Source organism: Amycolatopsis arida (assembly GCF_900115565.1).
Classification (GTDB): domain Bacteria; phylum Actinomycetota; class Actinomycetes; order Mycobacteriales; family Pseudonocardiaceae; genus Yuhushiella; species Yuhushiella arida.
In genome coordinates, this window is sequence record NZ_FOWW01000001.1 from 224,702 (window position 1) to 242,917 (window position 18,216).

An 18,216-nucleotide genomic window follows, 5' to 3' on the forward strand; every position below is an offset into this window, starting at 1 on the left:
ATCGTCGTTCGGCGTCCGGCGTGGCCGCCGTTCGCCATTACTACGGACGAGGACCCACGCGATGGACAAGCATCCGAAATTTCTTTCCGGCCGGGAGGTCCGGCTCGTGCTCGGGCCACGGTTGAGTCAGTGCCGCCCAGGCACTCGGGCTGGCGGACCGGCGGAGGGAGGTTCACGGAATGAAGTACCAGGACCTGCTCGACACGGTACGGGACAACCCGTCCGTGACGGGACAACGACGAGGCCCGCTCCGCTGTGGAGGCCGTGCTCAGGACGCTGGGTCACTGCCTGCCGTCCGAGGATCGCGGCCGGCTGGCCGAGCGGTTGCCGGGCAGCCTCGACGACGACGCGCGGGTGCCAAGCCCACCCGAGATCCGCGACGGCGCCGGGTTGGTCGTCGAGGTGGGCCAGCGGCTGGGCACCACGCCGGAACGGGCCCGCTACCTGGCGCAGGCAGTGGTCGAGGCCTACGCCACAGCGACCCGGGGGCGGTCGACTTCCTCCGCCAGCGACTGTCCTCGGACGTGCTGGACGTGCTCGCCCCGGCCGGCGACTCCCCCGAGGTCCACGTCGTTGAGCACGCGGCGGAGCCGGTCGGTGTCCGTCGTCGCCGGCACCGCGGTCACCTCCTCGCCCACACGGGGCACGTCGGGTCGGTCGGGCCCAGCTCGGTACGGCTCGGGCTCAGCGGCGGCGGGCCAGGCCGAGCGCACCCGCCAGCACGGCGCCGCCCGCCGCGGCCAGCAGGCCGTGGTGCCGGGAGGCCCACACCTGCGCGCTCGACCGCTTCGCCGTGCGGTCGAACCGGCCGTGCGCGCCGAAGTCGTGGCCCTCGCGGTCGTCGGCGGGGTCCCACAGGTTGACCGGCTGGTCCGGGTTCCGCGGCCGCTCGGTCTGCTGCGACTCGTACCCGGTCCTCGCCAGGTACCGGTCCAATAGCCCCGGCGCGAACTTGTTCCCCAGCAGGGTCAGCACGGTCGACCCGCCGACCCAGTACTCCCGCCGCCCCGGGTGGTCGGCGGCGTAGGCGATGGCGTCGGCGGCCAGCTCCGGCTGGAAGATCGGCGGCACCGGCTGGGCCTTGTTCGGCAGCCGGGAGAGCACCCAGTCGAACTGGGGCGTGTTCACCGCGGGCAGCTGCACCATCGTCACCCGCACGTGCGACCCGTCGTGCAGCAGCTCGCAACGCAGCGACTCGGTGAACCCCTGGATGGCGTGCTTGGCTCCGCAGTAGGCGGACTGCAGCGGGATGCCCCGGTAGGCCAGCGCCGAGCCGACCTGCACGATAGTGCCGCGGTCCCGCGGCAGCATCCGGTTCAGCGCGGCCTTGGTGCCGTAGACGTAGCCGAGGTAGGTGACCTCGGTGACCCTGCGGAACTCCTCGGGCTCGGTCTTGCCGAAGGGGGCGAACACCGAGGTGAACGCGTCGTTGACCCACACGTCGATCGGGCCCAGCTCGTCCTCCACCCGCTGCGCGGCCTCGTCGACCGCCCGGTGGTCGGCCACGTCGACGCTGATCGGGAGGGCCTGGCCGCCGGCCGCCTTCACCTCCCGCGCCGCGGCGTCCAGCCCGGTCTCGCCGCGGGCGAGCAGGGCCACCCGGTCGCCGCGCGCGGCGAACGTCCGCGCGGCGGCTCGGCCGATGCCGCCGGTCGCGCCGGTGACCACGACGACCCGTCCGTTACCGGTCATGTCGGAAAACCTCCTCGTGAATGGGCTCGTGGAAGTGGGCGCTGTGGGCGCGGTGGGCGCTGTGGGCGTTGGGGCGCTACCGCGAGTCCATGGCCCGGTAGGTCGCCACGGTGGTGAGCCCGTACGCCAGGTGCGGCACGACGTCGCTGAGCCAGTCGGTGGTGCTCCACGTCCGCGGGTCGGTGACGCCGAGCGCCGTCATCGGCGCGGCCGAGCCGGCGATCGCGCTCGCCGTGGTGAACAGGCCGGCGACCGGCAGCCCGGGCGTCCAGCCGAGCGCCCGCAGTGCGCCGTAGCACGCGCCGACCGTGACGCCGGTGGTCATGCCCATGAGCGCGCCGAGACCGGAGACGCGGTTGCCGCGCTGCTTGTCGTCCCCCGGCACCTCGACCCCGGTCTTCTCGGTGAGCTTCTCGACCGTCTGCTTCGGCGTACTGCTCGCCGGCCGGCCGCGCAGCACCATGTCGAGGTAGGTGGCGGCGTTGAGCGCCGTGGTACCGGCCGCGCCCGCGGCGGCGCCCCGCAGGATCGAACCAATCATGCCTGCGGGATGCCCGCGGGGACCGGGGCGGAAACCGGATGAGCCTCGCCGGCTCGGCCGCACGACGACCGCCGAGCATCGACCGAGCTCTGGCGAGGGAGGAGCGGAGGTGGGAGGAGCGCGGCCCATTGGAACGGCCGCACGACGACCGCCGAGCATCGACCGAGCCCTGGCGAGCGGAGGAGCGGAGGAGTGCCGCCCGGCGGGCCGGGTACCAGAAGGAGGTGGTGAGCCCACCCCGCGAGACCGAGGATCGGCAGGAGTGGGCCGAGCAGCTGGCCGGCCGGATCGACCGGCCGATGAGCGTGCTGGGCCTGCTGTTCCTGCTCGTGGTGCTCGGCCAGGCGGTCGCCGAGGACCCGCCGCTGGTCACCGTGCTGTCCGTGGCCGGCTGGCTGCTGTGGCTGGTGTTCGTCGCCGAGTACGCGCTGCGGCTCTACGTCGCGCCTCGGCGGGTGGCGTTCCTCCGCCGGACCTGGTGGCAGCTGGCGTTCCTGGTGGTGCCGTTCCTGCGGTTCCTTCGGTTGGCCCGGCTCGGCCGGGTCGCCCGGTTGGTCAGCTCGGTGGTGCGCGGCAGCCGCTCCGCCGGCCGGCTGCTGTCCAGCCGGCTGGCCTGGCTGGCCTCGCTCAGCGCGATCGTGGCGTTGGCAGCGAGTCAGCTGCTCTACTCCACCGGCGGCTACCCCAGCTACGCCGAGGCGCTGCACGACGCGAGCCTGGCCACCGTGGTGGGTGAGCCGCTCACCGCGCCGGGTGGGCTCGCCAGGGTGGTCGAGGTCGTGCTGGCCGCCTATTCGGTGGTGGTGTTCGCGACACTGGCCGCCGCGCTGGGCGCCTACTTCCTCCGGGAGGAGCCGCGGCGGTGACCGGCACGGTGGCCGTCAGGTTCGGCGCCGGGCGCGCTGCAGCGCGGCGGCGAACCCGTCGGGGTCGCTGGTGAACTCCTCGCCCACCCGCTGCGCCCTTTCGGCGTCCTGGCGCAGGCCGCGCAGCTCGTCGGGGTTGATCTCCGGGTCGTTCGGCCCGTTGGTCCGCAGCCACTGCAGCATGTCGTCCCAGCCCTGCCACGCCCCCGCGGTCAGCACGTGCCTGATCGTCGCCCGCCCGTAGTCGGCCGGCGGCCGCCGCGCGGGGCGACGGCCGGTGCCGGGCTCTCGTTCCGCTGTCATCGGGCACCGGCGTACCCGTTCGGGGAACGGCCAAACGCGTTTCCGGTGGTACTCACCCGGGTAGGCCCCCGGGCATGGCGCGTATCGGCTACTTCCTGTCCTGCGAGGAGTTCGGTCCCCGGGAGCTGGTTCGGCAGGCGCGGATGGCCGAGCAGGCCGGGTTCGACGCACTGTGGATCTCCGACCACTACCACCCGTGGGTGGACGCCCAGGGCAACAGCCCGTTCGTGTGGTCGGTGATCGGCGCGCTGTCGGAGGCCACCTCGCTGCCGATCACCACGGCGGTGACCTGCCCGACCGTGCGCATCCACCCCGCGGTGATCGCCCAGGCCGCCGCCACCGCCGCGGTGCAGACCAGGGGGCGGTTCGTCCTCGGGGTCGGCTCCGGCGAGGCGCTCAACGAACACGTCCTCGGGGACCGCTGGCCGCCCGCGCCGGTGCGGCTAGAGATGCTCGAGGAGGCGATCGAGGTCATCCGGACACTGCACCGCGGCGGCAGGGTGACCCACCACGGCCGGTACTACACCGTCGAGGACGCGCGGATGTACACGCTGCCCGACGAGCCGGTGCCGATCTACGTCTCCGGTTTCGGGCCGCTGGCCGCCCGGCACGCCGGCCGGCTCGGCGACGGGTTCTGCACCGCGCTGCCCCAGGCCGACCTGATCAGGACGTTCCGCGACAACGGCGGCGGGGACAAGCCGGTGCAGGCCGGGATGAAGGTGTGCTGGGCCGACAGCGAGGAGGCCGGCCTCGAGCAGGCGCACCAGCTGTGGGCCAGTGAGCAGCTGCCCGGCCAGCTCAACCAGGAGCTGCCGACGCCGCGGCACTTCGAGCAGGCGGTCTCACTGGTGACCGAGGACATGGTGCGCTCGGCGTTCCCGTGCGGGCCGGACGTGGACGAGCACGTCGCGGGGGTGCGGGCGTTCCTGGACGCCGGCGCCGACGAGGTGTACGTCCAGCAGATCGGGCCGCACCAGGACGAGTTCTTCGCCGCCTGGTCCGCCGAGGTGCTGCCCCGGCTGCGCTGACCGTGACCGGCGCCGGGCGCGGTCGCCGCCGTGTCCGCGCCCAGTGACCACGTGTCGGCGTCGCACGATGCGGACACCCGTGCATGGACCGCGGACACGGGTGCACAGGGCGCGGACACGCGCGGAGGCGTCAGCCGGGGAGTTGGGCGAGGTGGGCGTCGAGGGCGGCCCTGGTCAGCGCGGGGCGACCGCCGGCGCGGCGCACGCTGGTGGCCTCGCCGGCCACGTCGATCGCGACCAGCGAGGGGCCGGCCGGAGAGCGAGCACCGCGCAGGAGCGTGCGGCCGGCCCGCAGCGCCGCCCCGGCGTCGCCGATCCGCTCACCGGTCACCAGCTCGGCCTCCCTGGCGTCCATCCGGAAGGCGTCGGCCGCGGCGAGGAGGTCGGCGCGCCGCTCGTCGTCGGCCGGCGCGCCGTCGAGCACCACCCGGCCGGGGGCGGCGCGGCGGCCGCCACGTCGGCCTCGGCCAGCAGCGTCCCGGCCGGGATGTCCTCGAGGTAGCGCCACCGGCCGCCGGCCTCGAGCACGTCCACGATCAACGCCGTCGGTGTCCGTTCCCGGCGGACCACGGCGGAGACGTCGATCCCGTCGGCTCTGGCCTGGGTCAGCAGCGCCGAACCGACGTCGTCGTCGCCGACCACGCCGAGCAGCGCGACCGGTGCGCCGAGCTGGGCGCGGGCCACCGCCTGGTTGGCGCCCTTGCCGCCGAGCATCTCCTTGCGTTGCCGGACCGGGCCGCCCGTTCCCGGCGCGGGCAGCTCGTCCACCCGAAGCACCAGGTCCCGGTTGACCTGTCCGGCGACCACGACATCGCACCGCCGCATGCCACCGGGCTGCCCGGCGGCGACCGGATCGGAAACGGGCTGCCGACCCACCGGGAACGCCATCAGGAATGACGGGCCTCGCCGTGGGAACCCCGGAGCGAGTCACGACGAAAGCGAGGTGTGGACATGCACAGCAGGCAGCTCGGCGGCGGTTCCGCGGGGGACGGCGGGCCGCGCACCCATCTGGTGGTCATGGAGACCGGTGACGACGTGCTCGACGAGCTGGGCCGGTTCGCCGGGCAGGCCGACCTCGCCACCGCGGAGTTCACCGCGATCGGCGCGTTCGAGTCGGTGGTGCTCGGCTTCTTCGACCTCGAGGGGAAGGACTACCGGCAGAACCCGGTGCGGGAGCAGGTCGAGGTGCTCACTTTGGCCGGCAACATCGTGCGGGCGGGGGAGGGGCACAAGCTGCACGCCCATGTGGTGGTCGGGCTGAGCGACGGCAGCACCCGCGGCGGCCACCTGCTGGGGGCCAGGGTGCGCCCGACACTGGAGGTGATGGTCACCGAGTCCCCACGCGAGGTGACCCGACGCTTCGACGAGAGCGTGGGCCTCCCGCTCATCGACCTGGGATCGTAACCGTGCCCGGCCCGTCCTGAGGCTGGCCGTCAGGCCACCGGGCCGCTCGACACTTGGCGCTCGAGTTCAGCGGTCGGGGCGGTCCTTGTCCTTGTCTTCGTCCTCGTCCTGGCCGGGGAGGGGTGGCGGGTGGCCCTGCCCGGGTTGCCCGCCCTGGCCGGGCGGGCCGCCCTGACCGGGCGGGCCGCCCTGACCGGGGTGGCTGGGTGGCCCGCCCGGCTCGGCGGTGGGCGGGTTCGACGTGGCCGGATCGGGGCGGGAGCGCTCGGACCGCTGCCCGGCTTGGCGACCCCCGGCGTCCTGGTCGCCGCCGTCCCCGGGCGTGGCCTGGTCACTCCCCACCGGCGCGTGCTCGCCGCCCGGGTCGGCTGGGGCGCCGGGCGTGCCGGACACGCGCTCGCTCGCCTTCGCGGCGGGCGACGGGTCGGTGCCGGTGGGCGCCGGCGCCGGGGCGGCGGGCACGGTGTCGCGCTCGGGCGCGTTCGCGCTGGCGTTGGTGAACAGCAGTGCGACGGCGGCGGCGACCGCACCGGCGGCGGGCAGGCCCACCACCAGTGCCCGCCGCGCGGTTCGCCCGATCCGCGCCGCGACGGAGCCGGCCAGGGGCGATCGCGCCGCGCGGAACCCCGCCGGTAGGGGCGCGGTGCGCTGTTCGGCCAGCCGGTTAATCGTGGTGCCCGGCTCCGTGCCGTCCCGCAGGCCGGCCAGCGCGTCGGCGACGGCCCCCGCGCTGGGCCGCTCGTGCGGGTCGAGCGTGGTCATCCGGCGCAGCACGTCGGCGAGGTCGGCCGGCAGGTCCGCGGGCACCGCCGGCGGCCGGTGCAGCCGGGCCACCGCCGACTCGGCGAGCGTCCCCGGGTACTCCCGCTGCCCGGTGCGGCACTCCAGCAGCACCAGCCCCAGCGCGAAGACGTCGGCGGGCGGGCCGACCAGCGTGCCGCGCACCTGTTCCGGCGCGAGGTACGCGGCCGTGCCGACGACGACACCGGTCGAGGTGAGCCGGGTGCCGTCGAGGGTGTGCGCGATCCCGAAGTCACCGAGCTTCGGCCCCTCCGGCCCGAGCAGCACGTTGGCGGGCTTGACGTCGCGGTGGGTCACCTCGGCGGAATGCACGTAGGCCAGCGCGTCGGCCACCTGGGCGCCGATGTCGACGACCTGGTCGACCGACAGCACGCCGTGCAGCAGGCGGGCGGCCAGCGAGGGCCCCTCCACCAGCTCGGTCACCAGGAACGTGCGCCCCTCGTGCACGCCGGCGTCGTGCAGCGCGACCAGGCCGGGGTGCTGCAGCTGGCGCAGGACGCGCAGCTCGACCGCCTGCCGTCGCTCGTCGGCGCGATCGGCGTCGATGTGGAACAGCTTGATCGCGACGTGCCGGGCGGCGACGGCGTCCCACGCGCGGTACACCGACGCGGTGCCGCCGGTGCCGAGCAGCGCGTCCAGCTCGTACCGGTCGTCGAGGACGTCGGGGATGTCGCGGGCCCGGTCCCGGGCACGCTCGTCGGCCGGTAGCAGCTCGCCCCAGGTGAAGCGGGGCTCGGTGGCGTCCTGCCCCATCGCTCGGCGCTCCATCCGTAACGTGTCGGTCGGTGGTCGAGGCAACCGAAGATACCCGGAATGGGGAGCACCGAAACGAGAATAATCATTTTCGCGGATCGAGTGGCGGCGGCGCCGATCGGTAACTGGGCGGGGTCGCGGAGAGGCCGATCGGGTTACGGGTGAGCCGGACGGTCGATCCGTCCGGCCGGGGCAGGTCGACCAGCGGGTCCAGTCCCAGCGCACTGGCCAGCCGGAAGGCGCCGGCAACGTCGTTGACGACGCCCGCCGGGACCCTCGCGGCGGTCAGCTCCCTCGCCCAGTCGGCGGCGGGCCGGGTGGCGAGCGCGGCCACCAGCTCGGCCCGCAGCGCAGCACGATTGCTCACCCTGGCGGAATTCGTCGCGAAAAGCGGATCGTCGGCGAGCGCGGGGCGGCCGAGCACCGCGCACAGCGCGGCGAACTGCCGGTCGTTGCCCACCGCGAGGACGAGCTCGCCGCCGGCGCAGGGCAGCGGCTCGTACGGGGCGATGCTCGGGTGCTGGTTGCCCATCCTGGTGGGCACCACGCCGGCCACGGTGTACGCGGAGCCCTGGTTGACCAGCGCGGCGAGCAGTGACGACAGCAGGTCCACCTCCACCCGCTGCCCCTCGCCGGTGGCGTCGCGGTGGCGCAGCGCGGCGAGGATCCCGACCGTGGCGAACAGCCCGGCGAGCACGTCGACCACGGCGACGCCGACCTTCTGCGGCTCTCCCTCGGGCGGACCCGTGATGCTCATCAGCCCGCCGAGCGCCTGGACCAGCAGGTCGTAGCCGGGCAACTCGGCGCCGGCACCGCGGCCGAAGCCGGTGATCGAGCAGTAGACCAGCTCAGGCTTGGCCGTGCGCAGGTCGGTGTCGCCGAGTCCGAGCCGGTCGAGCACGCCGGGGCGGAAGTTCTCCACCACCACGTCCGACTCCAGCGCCAGCGCCCTGGCCCGCTCGCGGTCGCCGGCGTCGGCGAGGTCCAGCACGAGGCTGTCCTTGTTCCGGTTGACCGACTGGAAGTAGGTCGCGGTGCCGGTCTCGTCGAACGGCGGTCCCCACGCGCGGGTGTCGTCGCCGGTTCCCGGGCGCTCGACCTTGGTGACCGTCGCCCCGAGGTCGGCGAGCAGCATGGTGGCGAACGGGCCGGCCAGCACCCGGGAGAAGTCGAGCACCCGCAGGCCGGGCAGTGCGGCGGAAGGCATGCCCGCACGGTATCCCGGCCGGCCATCCACCCTGCCCCGCCATTCCGGGGGCGGGAGATCGTCAAACCTTTGATCTTCACGCCGGGATCGGCGGGTTCAGAACCGCTGCTTGGCCTCGGTGGCCGCCGGGCCGGTCATCAGCTTCTCCAGCAGCCCGATGAGGATCGTCCGCTCGGGCTTGCTGAGGGTGGCGGCCCACGTGCGCTCCCTGGCGTTGTGCGCCGTGTAGGCCTCGGTGATCCGCCGGCGGCCGGTCTCGGTGAGCGCCAGCCGCACGGCCCGCCGGTCGTGCGGGGCCGGGGTGCGCGACACCAGCCCGTCCCGTTCGAGGGTGTTGACCAGCGCCGACACCGCCGCTCGGCTCATCCCGGACAGCTGCGCGGCCCGCTTGGCCTCCAGTGGCCCCGCCAGCCACAGCACGAACAGCAGCCGGAACCCCGGCCAGCTCCACCCGCTCGGCCGGTGCACGGCAGACTCGAGGTCGTAGACCAGCGCGCTGGTGAGTCGATGCAGGGTGAGCACCAGGCGCATCGCCACGGGGTCGACGTCGGGCAGCTCGCGCGTGGTCTCGGCGATCGCGTACTCCACGAACGACAGGAAGTCGAGCTCGTCCGGCTCGGCCGGTTGCGCGGTCATGGCGACAGCGTAAGCAGGTCGCCCGCCCTCCGGGGCTTCCGCGCGGCCTGTGGTGCTCGTTACGCTGCCGGGGAGCGAACTGATCAAAGATTTGACCGTGGGAGGTGGCTGCCGGTGTCCGGGAAGGCCTTCGCCTCCTCGGCCGACCTGGCCGAGAAGGAGCAGACGCTGGAGGTGCTGGCCGACGGCGTCTACGCGCTGACCGCCGAGGGCGACCCCAACGTCGGCGCGATCGAGGGCGAGGACTTCCTGGTCTGCTTCGAGGCGATGGCCACGCCGGCGGCCGCCCGCGAGTGGCTGGCCCGGCTGCGCCGGCACACCGACAAGCCGGTGCGCTACCTCGTGCTGTCCCACTACCACGCGGTGCGTGTGCTCGGCGCCTCCGCGTTCGACGCCGACGTGATCGTCGCGCACGAGAACACCAGGGCGCTGATCGCCGAGCGCGGCCGGGAGGACTGGGCCAGCGAGTTCGCCAGGATGCCGCGGCTGGCCAAGGACGCCGCCTCGGTGCCAGGGCTGACCTGGCCCACCCTGACCTTCTCCGACCGGCTCACCATCCACCTCGGCGGCGACCGCGGCGAGCTGGTGCTCCAGCACTGTGGCCGCGGGCACACCGAGGGCGACATCGTCGGCTGGCTGCCCCGGCAGCGGATCCTCTTCGCCGGCGACCTGGTGGAGGCCCAGGCCGCCCTGTACACCGGCGACGCCTACCACCACGAGTGGATGTCCTCCACTCTGGACAGGGTGGCGGCGTTCGAGGCGACCGCGCTGGTCGGTGGGCGCGGCCCGGTCAGCCGAGGCCGGGACGCGGTGGCCGCCGCGATCGGGCAGACCCGGCACTTCCTGCGGGTGCTGATCGACGAGGTGGGCGCGGTGCACGCCAGGGGCGGCACCCTGCGCGAGGCGTTCACCGCCGCGCACGCGGCACTGGCCGGCACCTACGGCGGCTGGCCGATCTTCGAGCACTGCCTGCCCTTCGACGTCTCGCGGCTCTGGGACGAGCTGTCCGGCGTCGAGCGGCCGGTCGTCTGGACCCCCGAGCGGGACCGCGAGGTCTGGGACCAGCTCCAGGGCTGAGCCGCATGACCGACGACGAGGTGACAGCCGGGCGGGTGGCGGTGCTGGGCAACGGCCCGGTGGGGCAGACCGCCGCGCTGCTGCTGGCCCGGTGGGGCGTGCCGGTCGTGTTGCTCGACGCCCGGCCGCGCCGCGAGCCGGTCGGGTCGAGGTCGATCTGCCAGCAGCGGGACGTGCTGGACATCTGGGACAGCGTCGGCGTCGGCCGGCGGATCGCCGCGGAGGGCGTGACCTGGCACCGGGCGCGCACCTTCCACCGCGACCGGGAGCTGTTCTGCCACACCTTCGCCGACCCGGGCCGCTCGGCGTTCCCGCCGTTCGTCAACCTCTCCCAGTCCCGCACGGAGCAGTTGCTCGACGAGCGAATCTCCGCCGAGCCGCGGATCGACGTCCGCTGGGGCCACCGGGTCGTCGCGCTCGACCAGGTCACCGCCGGGGTCACCGTCGGCTGCGCGACCCCGGCCGGCGAGGCCGCGCTCCGCGTGGACTACGCCGTCGCGTGCACCGGCGGCAGGTGCGACGAGTTGCGGCGGCTGCTCGGGGTGAGCTTCGCCGGGCACTCGTTCGCCGACCGGTTCCTCATCTGCGACATCCGCGCCGACCTTCCCGGCTGGGCCGACGAGCGCCGGTTCTACTTCGACCCGGCGTGGAACCCCGGCCGGCAGGTGCTCATCCACCCGTGCCCCGGCTCGACGTTCCGGATCGACTGGCAGGTGCCCGACGACTTCGACCTCGCCGCCGAGGAGGCCGGCGGGGCGCTGGACCGGCGGATCCGCGCCATCGTCGGGGACCGGCCCTACGAGGTGGTGTGGAGGTCGGTGTACCGGTTCTCCGCGCGGCTGGTGGACCGGATGCGGGTGGGCCGGGTGCTGCTGGCCGGGGATTGCGCGCACCTGATGGCCCCGTTCGGCGCGCGCGGGCTCAACTCCGGCGTGGCCGACGTGGAGAACGCGGCGTGGAAGCTGGCGTTCGCGCTGCGCGGCTGGGCCGGCCCCGAGCTGCTGGAGAGCTACCACCACGAGCGGCACGCCGCGGCGGTGGAGAACCTCGCGGTCGTCGGCGCGACGATGGACTTCCTCGTGCCGCACACCGAGGCGCAGCGGCGGCACCGGGGAGCCGTGCTGGCCGCGGCGGTGACCGACCCCGCGGCCAGGGTCGCCGTGGACTCCGGCCGGCTCGCCGAGCCGTTCTGGTACGTCGACTCGCCGCTGACCACCCCCGACCCGACCCGCCCCTTCGGCGGGCGGCCGGCCAAGGGCGGCGTCCCGCCGGCGGCGCCCGGGGTGCTGCTCCCGGACGTGCCGGTGTCGCTGCCGGGGTCGCCGCACGGCCGGCTGCGGGAGCTGGCCAGGGACGGCCTGCTGCTGCTCGCCGGCCCGCGGGCCGACGCCGGGGCGGCCCTGCGGGCCGCGGCCGCGGCCACCGCGGCGCCGGTGCGGCTGCTCGCGCTGCCCGAGGTCGACCGGGTCGGCGTGCTCACCCGCGCCCTCGCCGCGCGGCCCGGCGAGGTGTGGCTGGTCCGGCCCGACGCGCACGTCGCGGCGGTGCTGGACGACCCCGACACAGCCAGGGTGGCGGCCGCGGTCCACCGCGCCCTCGGCCGACCGACCCCCGACGAGAGGTGATGATGATCCGCGCGCTGTACACCGGCCTGCTCGACGACGCGGCCCTGTTCCCACCCGGCGAGCTGCCGCTGTCCGAGGCCGTCCCGGCCCACCACCGGCACCGGGCGGCCGCCCACGCCGACCTGGTGGGGCCGTTCGTGTTCCCCGCGCCCCGGCTGGCCGAGCTGGGGGCGGTGCTGGACCGGCCGCTCGCGGTGAGCCTGACCGTGCCCGGCGGCCCCGCCGAGCTCGGGCCCGCGCTGGTGTCGGTGGCGGGGCACGCGGACGTCCGGCTGGTCGCCGTCGAGCTGGCCCAGCCGGACGAGGTGTCGCCGGGGGAGGTGCTGGCGGCGCTGGCCGAGCTGCCGCCGGGCGTGACCGGCTACGTCGAGGTGCCGAGGGGGCCCGCCCGATCGTCTACCTTGGACGCGCTGGCGGGCTCGCCGTACCGGGCGAAGTTCCGCACCGGCGGCGTGGTCGCCGCCGCCCACCCGGACGAGGCCGAGTTGGCCGACGCGATCGTCGGCGCCGTCACCCGCGACCTGCCGTTCAAGTGCACCGCCGGGCTGCACCACGCGGTGCGGCACACCGAGGCGGGCACCGGCTTCGAGCAGCACGGCTTCCTGAACGTGCTGCTCGCCACCGACGCGGCGGCGGGCGGTGCGGACCGCGCGGAGGTGGCCGCCCTGCTCGGCGAGCGGTCCACGGCGAAGGTGGTGGCCGGGATCCGCGTGCTGGACGCCGGTAGGGTCGGCCGCGCCAGGGACCGGTTCGTGTCCTTCGGCACCTGCAGCGTCGCCGACCCGGTCCGGGACCTGGTGGACCTGGGCCTGCTGCCGCCGGCCGGCGGCGACGACGGCAAGGACACGGCCGGCACCGACGAGACCGACGACACAGCCGACACCGTGGAGGGCGAGCACTGAGATGACCTGGTTGGACGTTCCGCACGACTCCGCCTTCGGCGTGGCGAACCTGCCCTACGGGGTGTTCCGCCGGGAGGGGCAGACGGCCAGGGTCGGCGTGCGTGTCGGCGACCACGTGCTCGACCTCGCCGGCGCGCTCGGTGACGACGTGTTCGACCGGCCGTCGCTGAACGCGTTCCTCGCGCAGGGTGGCCGGCGGTGGCGGGAGGTGCGGTCCCGGGTCCAGGAGCTGCTCACCGACCCGGCGCACCGCGACCGGGTCGAGCCGGTGCTGTACCCGCTGGCGGGGGTGGAGCTGCTGCTGCCCTTCGAGGTCGCCGACTATGTGGACTTCTACGCCAGCGAGCAGCACGCCACCAACCTCGGCCGGATGTTCCGGCCCGGCGGCGAGCCGCTCACCCCCAACTGGAAGCACCTGCCGATCGGCTACCACGGCCGGGCGGGCACCGTGGTGGTGTCCGGGACGCCGGTGGCCCGGCCGAGCGGCCAGCGCAAGGCACCGGACGACCCGGCGCCCACGGTCGGCCCGTCCCGCCGACTGGACATCGAGGCCGAGGTGGGTTTCGTGGTGGGCGTCGAGTCGCGGCTGGGCCAGCGGGTGCCGGTGACCGACTTCGCCGAGCACGTCTTCGGGGTGTGCCTGGTCAACGACTGGTCGGCGCGGGACCTGCAGGCGTGGGAGTACGTGCCGCTCGGCCCGTTCCTCGGCAAGTCGTTCGCCACGTCGGTGTCGCCGTGGGTGGTGCCGCTCGACGCGCTGCGGCACGCGCGGGTGGCGCCTCCGCCGCGCGACCCGGAGCCGCTGCCGTACCTTCACGACGCCGAGGACTGGGGGCTCGACCTCCGCCTCGAGGTGCGGTTGAACGGGCACGTGGTGTCCCGGCCGCCGTTCGCGTCGATGTACTGGACCGCGGCGCAGATGCTGGCGCACCTGACGGTGAACGGCGCGTCCCTGCGCACCGGCGACCTCTACGCCTCGGGCACGGTGAGCGGGCCCGAGCGGGACCAGTTCGGTTCGCTCATCGAGCTGGCCTGGGGCGGGCAGACCCCGATCGAGCTGCCCGGCGGCGAGACCAGGGTGTTCCTGGAGGACGGCGACGAGGTCACCATCACCGGCACCGCCCCCGGCCCCGACGGCACCCGCATCGGCTTCGGCGAGGTCACCGGCCGCATCCTCCCCACCCCCTGACCCCACGCGTGTGTCCGCGCCCTGTGCACGTGTGTCCGCACGCTGTGCACGTGTCCGCGCCGTGCGACGCCGACACGCGGTCATGACGCGCGGACACGGCAGTGGCTGCCGTGTCCGCGCGTGGGGAGCGTCAGACGCTGGCCAGGTAGTCGGCGGCCTTCTGCGGGTCGAGGAACCAGTGCTGGAAGTCCGAGGGGTCCTCGAAGCCGTTGACGAACCGCGCGGCGACGGCGGGCTTGGTGGCCGCCGCGCCGATGATGTCCAGCACGTGCGGGGGCGGCGGCTGCAGCATCGCGTTGGTCCACACGGTCACGTGCTTGGCGTAGTCCCAGTACTCGTCGAACGTCTCCCGCATCCACCGCCGGTCGAACGGCTGGTCACCGCGGGCCACGATCGCGTCCCGGAACGTCGCCGCGCAGTGGCTGGCGTTGTTCGACCCCTGGCCGGTGATCGGGTCGTTGGCCACCACCACGTCGGCCATGCCGAGCACCGGGTGCCCGGACGGCAGCTCGCCCACCGGGTGCCGCACGACCGGGGTGTACCCGCCGGCCAGCGTCGCCCGGGAGTCGGTGAGCTCCACCTCGGCGCACCGCTCGTACTCCCACGGCAGGAACTGCTTCATCAGCCCCAGGATCCGGTCCAGGTGCTCCCGCGGCCCCGGCCGGTCGGCGAAGCAGTCCAGCGGCCCGCCGGGGATGCCCTCGAAGAAGAGGATGTCGCAGTTCCCGCTCAGCGTGTAGGCCGGGATCATGAACAGCTCGCCGACCCCGGGAATGATGTTGAACCGCACCCCGTGGGTGTCCGGGTGCTCCGGCCGCGGCGCGAGCCCGTGCACGTACGCCAGCGACAGCGCGCGCTGCGGCGACGTGTACGGCGACAGCTCCGGGTTGCGGTCGAACAGCTGCACCAGCTCACCCTTGCCGGCCGCCACCAGCGTGAGGTCGTACATCCCGGCCAGCGAGTTCAGGTCGGCGGTGGTGACACCGTGGATGATCAGCTTGCCGCCGCGCTCCTCGAACAGCTCCAGCCAGCCGGCCATCTTCACCCGCTGGTCCACCGACTGCGCGTAGTGGTCCAGCCGGGCGAACCAGTCCAACGCCCTGCCGCCGTCCGGTCCGGCGATCGACACGCCGAGGCCCTCGACCTTGACGGTCTCCCCCTCCCAGAGGTTGATCTTCTCGTCCCGCTCGTGCTGCAGCGCGCCGTGGAACATGCACTGGGTGGACATCACCCGCCCGCCGCGGATCTCCTCCGGTGTCCGGGCCGACATCACGGTCACGTCGTAGTCCCGCGCCTGCAGGCTCAACGCCAGCTGCAGACCCGACTGACCCGCTCCGACGATGAGGATCTTGCGCATCTGTGCCCAACCTTTCCGAAAAGGACTCGACGAACCTCACCCGCGACCGGCCGCGACGCCGGAGCGCACCCGCTCCGGCCGGCGGCCCGGCTCGCTGACCTCGGCCAGCGACATCGTGTGGCCGACCAGCGCGCGCAGCGCCTCGGCGGTGGACGCGGGGTCCCGCGCGTCACAGGTGATCAGCGGGACCTCCGGGGCGAGCGCGAGCGCGTCGCGCACCTCGTCGAGGTCGTGCCGAAGCTCGCCGTCGAAGAGGTTGACCGCGACGATGAACGGCAGGTCGGAGTCGTTCTCGAAGTAGTTGATCGCCGCGAAGGACTGGTCGATCCGGCGGGTGTCGACGAGCACGATGGCGCCCAACGCCCCGCGGGACAGGTCGTCCCAGAGGAACCAGAACCGCGCCTGCCCCGGCGTGCCGAACAGGTACAGCAGCAGGTCGGAGTGCAACGTGATTCGGCCGAAGTCCATCGCGACGGTGGTGGTCGACTTCTCGCCGCCGGGCGGCAGGTCGTCCACGCCGTCGCCGGCTTCGGTCATCCACGCCTCGGTGTTGAGCGGCGGCACCTCGGACACCGACCCGACGAAGGTGGTCTTGCCGACCCCGAACCCTCCCGCGACGACGATCTTCGCCGAGATCGCCAGTGGAGCCCCCTCAGACGGGAAGCCGCTTGAGTCCATCGAGGATCCTTCCGAGCACGTTCAGGTCGTGGTGGTAGGCGTAGGCCGTGGGGTGGATGTAGAGCGCGCCCTCCGCGGCGAGGTCGCTGACCAGCACCCGGACCACCCCGAGCGGCAGGTTCAGCGTGGAGGACAGCTCGGCGACCGAGGTCTGCGTGCGGGCCCGCTCGTACAGCGTCCGTGACTCCGGCATCAGTGAGTCGGCGAGCGCGGGGTCGTACCGCGGCACCGACACCAGCGTCTCCACCAGCAGGTGGTGCCTGGTCCGGGTCCGGCCCCCGGTGAGCGCGTAGGGCCGCACCCGCCTGCTGCGTTTCCTCGTGCCGGAGGTGTCGTCACCGGGCACAGTGATCACTTCCTTGTCCGGGCCGGTCATGCCTGTGGCCGCCGGGCGGTGAGCACGCGCCGGAGGTCGGCGCGGATCTCGGGGGTCAGGGCGTGTCCCGCGTTGGTGACGAACTGGGTCATCTCGTAGGCGACGACCTTCATGTCGCAGTCGGGCCCGGTGAGCACGGCGAGGCCGGCGCCGGGTCCGATGCCCATGAACAGGAAGTACCCGCGGGTGAGCCGGATGATGATCTGCTCGCAGTTGCCCTTGTCGAACAGCGCGGCGCTGTTGCCGGCCAGGCTGAGCAGGCCGCTGGAGATCGCCGCGAGCTGCTCGGCGTCGTCACCGCTCACCGCGTCCGACGCGGTGAGCGGGAACCCGTCGGACGACATGATCAGGGCGTGGGTGACCCCGTGCACCTTGCGCACGAAGTCGTTGAGCAGCCAGGTGAAGTCTGCTTTGTCGGTGTTCTTCGCGACCGTCACGGCGTGCTGTCCTCGGCAGGTGTCTCGTTGGTGTGGTTGCGGTGCTCGTCCAGGGCGGCGCGCTCGCCGTCGGAGAAGGCGCCGAGGTCGGCGAGCAACTGCTCGTGGCCGTCGCGCTCGCCGGCGCCGCCGCCGGGTTCCGCCGGCTGGGTCTCGGTCCGCTCGCCGGAGCTCTTGATGCTGCGCGGCACCCGGCGGGGCAGCCCGCTCGCTGTGGTGCCCCCGGTGGTCGGCGCGGTGGGCGCGGGCCGGCGCCGGGGGAGCGGCTCGGCAGTGTCGGCGCCGGTGTCGGCGCGGGTGTCGGTGGCCGGCGCCGTCCGCGTCGCGGTGGCCGTGGCACCCGAACCATCGCCGGCTGCCCGGTCGGCCGGCCGGGACGTTCCGCCGTGCGGCGGGAACACCACGGTTTTGGCGCCGCTCCAGCTCGCCTCCGGCAGCTCGCACACCAGGCCCGCTGGCAGCAGCACGGTGGCGGTGGTGCCGTGCGGCATGCGCCGGTCGAGGTGCACCCGCAGGTCGTGCCGCGCGGCCAGCCGGCGCACCACCGCGAGACCCATGTGCCGGACCGAGTCGTCGTCGAGCACCGGGTCTGCGGCGAGCCGCTCGTTGAGCTCGCGCAGCCGCTCCGGCGGCAGGCCGATGCCCTCGTCCTCGATCCGCAGCAGCACGCTGCCCTGCTCGGTGAGGTGCGCGCTGACCCGGACCAGGGATGTCGGCGGCGACTGGTTGGCCGCGTTGTCCAGCACCTCGGCCAGCAGGCGACTGAGGTCCTCGGCGGCGAAGCCGACCACGCCCAGCGACACCACCCGGCCGATCGTGACCCGGGTGTACTGGTCGATCGACGACATCGCCGCGCGCACGACGTCGACCAGCGACACGGTCTCGGCCGTGTTCTCGTCGGCGTCGCGGCCGGCCAGCACCCGCAGGTTCTCCGCGTTGCGCCGCAGCCGGGTGGCCAGGTGGTCCAGCCGGTACAGCTCGGCTAGCCGGTCCTGGTCCTCCTCCTTGGCCTCCATCTCCTCGAGCTGGGCGAGCAGGGAGTCGACCAGGTTGAGGTCACGCAGCGCGATGCTGGCGCAGATGCCGACCAGCGCCTCCTGGGAGTCGCGGGAGGGGGCCGGCGCGGGAGCCGCCTCGATGGCGCGCGGCGCGTACCCGCCGGTGCCACGGTTGGTGTTGCCGAGGAACTGGGCCGCGGCCTCGCGGGAGCGGTCGAGCAACGACCGCGAGCGATCCAGCAGTTCCCGAGCCCGCGTCGCCATGTCGTCACTACCTTCTGGGTCGCCTGCGTCCGGGTGATGGGCGGCCGTGCGCCGGTCGGCCGCAACGGAGGCCCATGCAATC

At 74.0% G+C, this 18,216-nt stretch carries 21 protein-coding genes and 1 pseudogene; 8 read left to right on the forward strand and 14 right to left on the reverse strand.

Annotated features, from left to right (window positions below):
- Positions 1-264: 264 nt before the first annotated feature.
- Positions 265-423: pseudogene (locus BM051_RS30575) on the forward strand (DUF2267 domain-containing protein); the annotation flags it as partial.
- Between the two features lie 44 nt (positions 424-467).
- Here BM051_RS30575 and BM051_RS28880 read toward each other — a convergent pair.
- The 3 genes from BM051_RS28880 to BM051_RS01160 form a co-directional block, all read right to left on the reverse strand.
- Positions 468-617, reverse strand: coding sequence for a hypothetical protein (locus BM051_RS28880; protein ID WP_166677587.1), 150 nt, complete (start codon positions 615-617; stop codon positions 468-470).
- 67 nt (positions 618-684) lie between these two features.
- Positions 685-1,692, reverse strand: a complete 1,008-nt coding sequence (locus BM051_RS01155) for an SDR family oxidoreductase (RefSeq protein ID WP_092526580.1) — start codon at positions 1,690-1,692, stop codon at positions 685-687.
- Positions 1,693-1,768: 76 nt separating this feature from the next.
- On the reverse strand, positions 1,769-2,233 hold the full coding sequence (locus BM051_RS01160; protein ID WP_092526583.1) for a hypothetical protein: 465 nt from the start codon (positions 2,231-2,233) through the stop codon (positions 1,769-1,771).
- Between the two features lie 227 nt (positions 2,234-2,460).
- On the opposite strand from BM051_RS01160, the gene BM051_RS01165 reads away from it, so the two are divergent.
- Positions 2,461-3,099, forward strand: a complete 639-nt coding sequence (locus tag BM051_RS01165; RefSeq protein WP_208325855.1) for an ion transporter — start codon at positions 2,461-2,463, stop codon at positions 3,097-3,099.
- 15 nt (positions 3,100-3,114) lie between these two features.
- Here the strand turns inward: BM051_RS01165 and BM051_RS01170 are convergent, their stop codons facing one another.
- On the reverse strand, positions 3,115-3,402 hold the full coding sequence (locus BM051_RS01170) for a hypothetical protein (RefSeq protein WP_134045956.1): 288 nt from the start codon (positions 3,400-3,402) through the stop codon (positions 3,115-3,117).
- A 74-nt stretch (positions 3,403-3,476) separates the two neighbouring features.
- On the opposite strand from BM051_RS01170, the gene BM051_RS01175 reads away from it, so the two are divergent.
- Positions 3,477-4,430, forward strand: coding sequence for a TIGR03557 family F420-dependent LLM class oxidoreductase (locus BM051_RS01175; RefSeq protein ID WP_092526589.1), 954 nt, complete (start codon positions 3,477-3,479; stop codon positions 4,428-4,430).
- Between the two features lie 130 nt (positions 4,431-4,560).
- Here BM051_RS01175 and BM051_RS29340 read toward each other — a convergent pair whose 3' ends face one another.
- Together BM051_RS29340 and BM051_RS01180 are read right to left on the reverse strand one after the other, a co-directional pair.
- The gene (locus tag BM051_RS29340; RefSeq protein WP_208325856.1) at positions 4,561-4,785 is read right to left on the reverse strand and encodes a hypothetical protein; all 225 of its coding nucleotides are present in this window, start codon (positions 4,783-4,785) and stop codon (positions 4,561-4,563) included.
- Positions 4,758-5,318 carry a PfkB family carbohydrate kinase gene (locus BM051_RS01180; protein WP_243859285.1) on the reverse strand — a complete coding sequence of 187 codons (561 nt, stop codon included), beginning with the start codon at positions 5,316-5,318 and terminating at the stop codon, positions 4,758-4,760. Before BM051_RS01180 ends, BM051_RS29340 begins: the two co-directional genes overlap by 28 nt.
- A 63-nt stretch (positions 5,319-5,381) precedes the next feature.
- Between BM051_RS01180 and BM051_RS01185 the strand changes: the two genes are divergently transcribed.
- The gene (locus BM051_RS01185) at positions 5,382-5,834 is read left to right on the forward strand and encodes a PPC domain-containing DNA-binding protein (protein WP_092528341.1); all 453 of its coding nucleotides are present in this window, start codon (positions 5,382-5,384) and stop codon (positions 5,832-5,834) included.
- 66 nt (positions 5,835-5,900) lie between these two features.
- On the opposite strand, the gene BM051_RS29345 is transcribed toward BM051_RS01185, so the two are convergent.
- The 3 genes from BM051_RS29345 to BM051_RS01200 form a co-directional block, all read right to left on the reverse strand.
- A complete protein-coding gene (locus BM051_RS29345) occupies positions 5,901-7,388 on the reverse strand; it encodes a serine/threonine-protein kinase (RefSeq protein WP_208325857.1) in 1,488 nt (495 codons plus the stop codon).
- Between the two features lie 85 nt (positions 7,389-7,473).
- Positions 7,474-8,595: a CaiB/BaiF CoA transferase family protein gene (locus BM051_RS01195; RefSeq protein WP_092526592.1), complete on the reverse strand. Its 1,122-nt coding sequence runs from the start codon at positions 8,593-8,595 to the stop codon at positions 7,474-7,476.
- Positions 8,596-8,691: 96 nt separating this feature from the next.
- Positions 8,692-9,231, reverse strand: a complete 540-nt coding sequence (locus BM051_RS01200) for a MarR family winged helix-turn-helix transcriptional regulator (protein WP_092526595.1) — start codon at positions 9,229-9,231, stop codon at positions 8,692-8,694.
- A gap of 114 nt (positions 9,232-9,345) precedes the next feature.
- Here BM051_RS01200 and BM051_RS01205 point away from each other — a divergent pair, with 114 nt between their 5' ends.
- Genes BM051_RS01205 through fahA form a run of 4 tightly spaced genes read left to right on the forward strand, consistent with a single transcriptional unit; the run spans position 9,346 to position 14,024 of the window.
- On the forward strand, positions 9,346-10,308 hold the full coding sequence (locus tag BM051_RS01205) for an MBL fold metallo-hydrolase (RefSeq protein ID WP_092526598.1): 963 nt from the start codon (positions 9,346-9,348) through the stop codon (positions 10,306-10,308).
- A gap of 5 nt (positions 10,309-10,313) precedes the next feature.
- On the forward strand, positions 10,314-11,933 hold the full coding sequence (locus tag BM051_RS01210; RefSeq protein ID WP_092526601.1) for an FAD-dependent monooxygenase: 1,620 nt from the start codon (positions 10,314-10,316) through the stop codon (positions 11,931-11,933).
- Positions 11,933-12,835, forward strand: coding sequence for a hypothetical protein (locus BM051_RS01215; protein ID WP_243859286.1), 903 nt, complete (start codon positions 11,933-11,935; stop codon positions 12,833-12,835). The genes BM051_RS01210 and BM051_RS01215 overlap by 1 nt, the downstream gene beginning before the upstream one ends.
- A gap of 1 nt (position 12,836) precedes the next feature.
- On the forward strand, positions 12,837-14,024 hold the full coding sequence (gene fahA / locus BM051_RS01220) for a fumarylacetoacetase (RefSeq protein WP_092526604.1): 1,188 nt from the start codon (positions 12,837-12,839) through the stop codon (positions 14,022-14,024).
- A gap of 130 nt (positions 14,025-14,154) precedes the next feature.
- On the opposite strand, the gene BM051_RS01225 is transcribed toward fahA, so the two are convergent.
- Genes BM051_RS01225 through BM051_RS01245 form a run of 5 tightly spaced genes read right to left on the reverse strand, consistent with a single transcriptional unit; the run spans position 14,155 to position 18,134 of the window.
- On the reverse strand, positions 14,155-15,381 hold the full coding sequence (locus BM051_RS01225; protein ID WP_092526607.1) for a styrene monooxygenase/indole monooxygenase family protein: 1,227 nt from the start codon (positions 15,379-15,381) through the stop codon (positions 14,155-14,157).
- Between the two features lie 36 nt (positions 15,382-15,417).
- Positions 15,418-16,059 (reverse strand): GTP-binding protein, encoded by a 642-nt coding sequence (locus BM051_RS01230; RefSeq protein ID WP_092526610.1) that lies wholly within the window; start codon positions 16,057-16,059, stop codon positions 15,418-15,420.
- The gene (locus BM051_RS01235; protein WP_092526613.1) at positions 16,034-16,435 is read right to left on the reverse strand and encodes a DUF742 domain-containing protein; all 402 of its coding nucleotides are present in this window, start codon (positions 16,433-16,435) and stop codon (positions 16,034-16,036) included. The genes BM051_RS01230 and BM051_RS01235 overlap by 26 nt, the downstream gene beginning before the upstream one ends.
- A complete protein-coding gene (locus BM051_RS01240) occupies positions 16,432-16,872 on the reverse strand; it encodes a roadblock/LC7 domain-containing protein (RefSeq protein ID WP_092526615.1) in 441 nt (146 codons plus the stop codon). The genes BM051_RS01235 and BM051_RS01240 overlap by 4 nt, the downstream gene beginning before the upstream one ends.
- Positions 16,869-18,134 (reverse strand): sensor histidine kinase, encoded by a 1,266-nt coding sequence (locus tag BM051_RS01245; RefSeq protein WP_092526618.1) that lies wholly within the window; start codon positions 18,132-18,134, stop codon positions 16,869-16,871. The genes BM051_RS01240 and BM051_RS01245 overlap by 4 nt, the downstream gene beginning before the upstream one ends.
- Positions 18,135-18,216 lie beyond the last annotated feature (82 nt).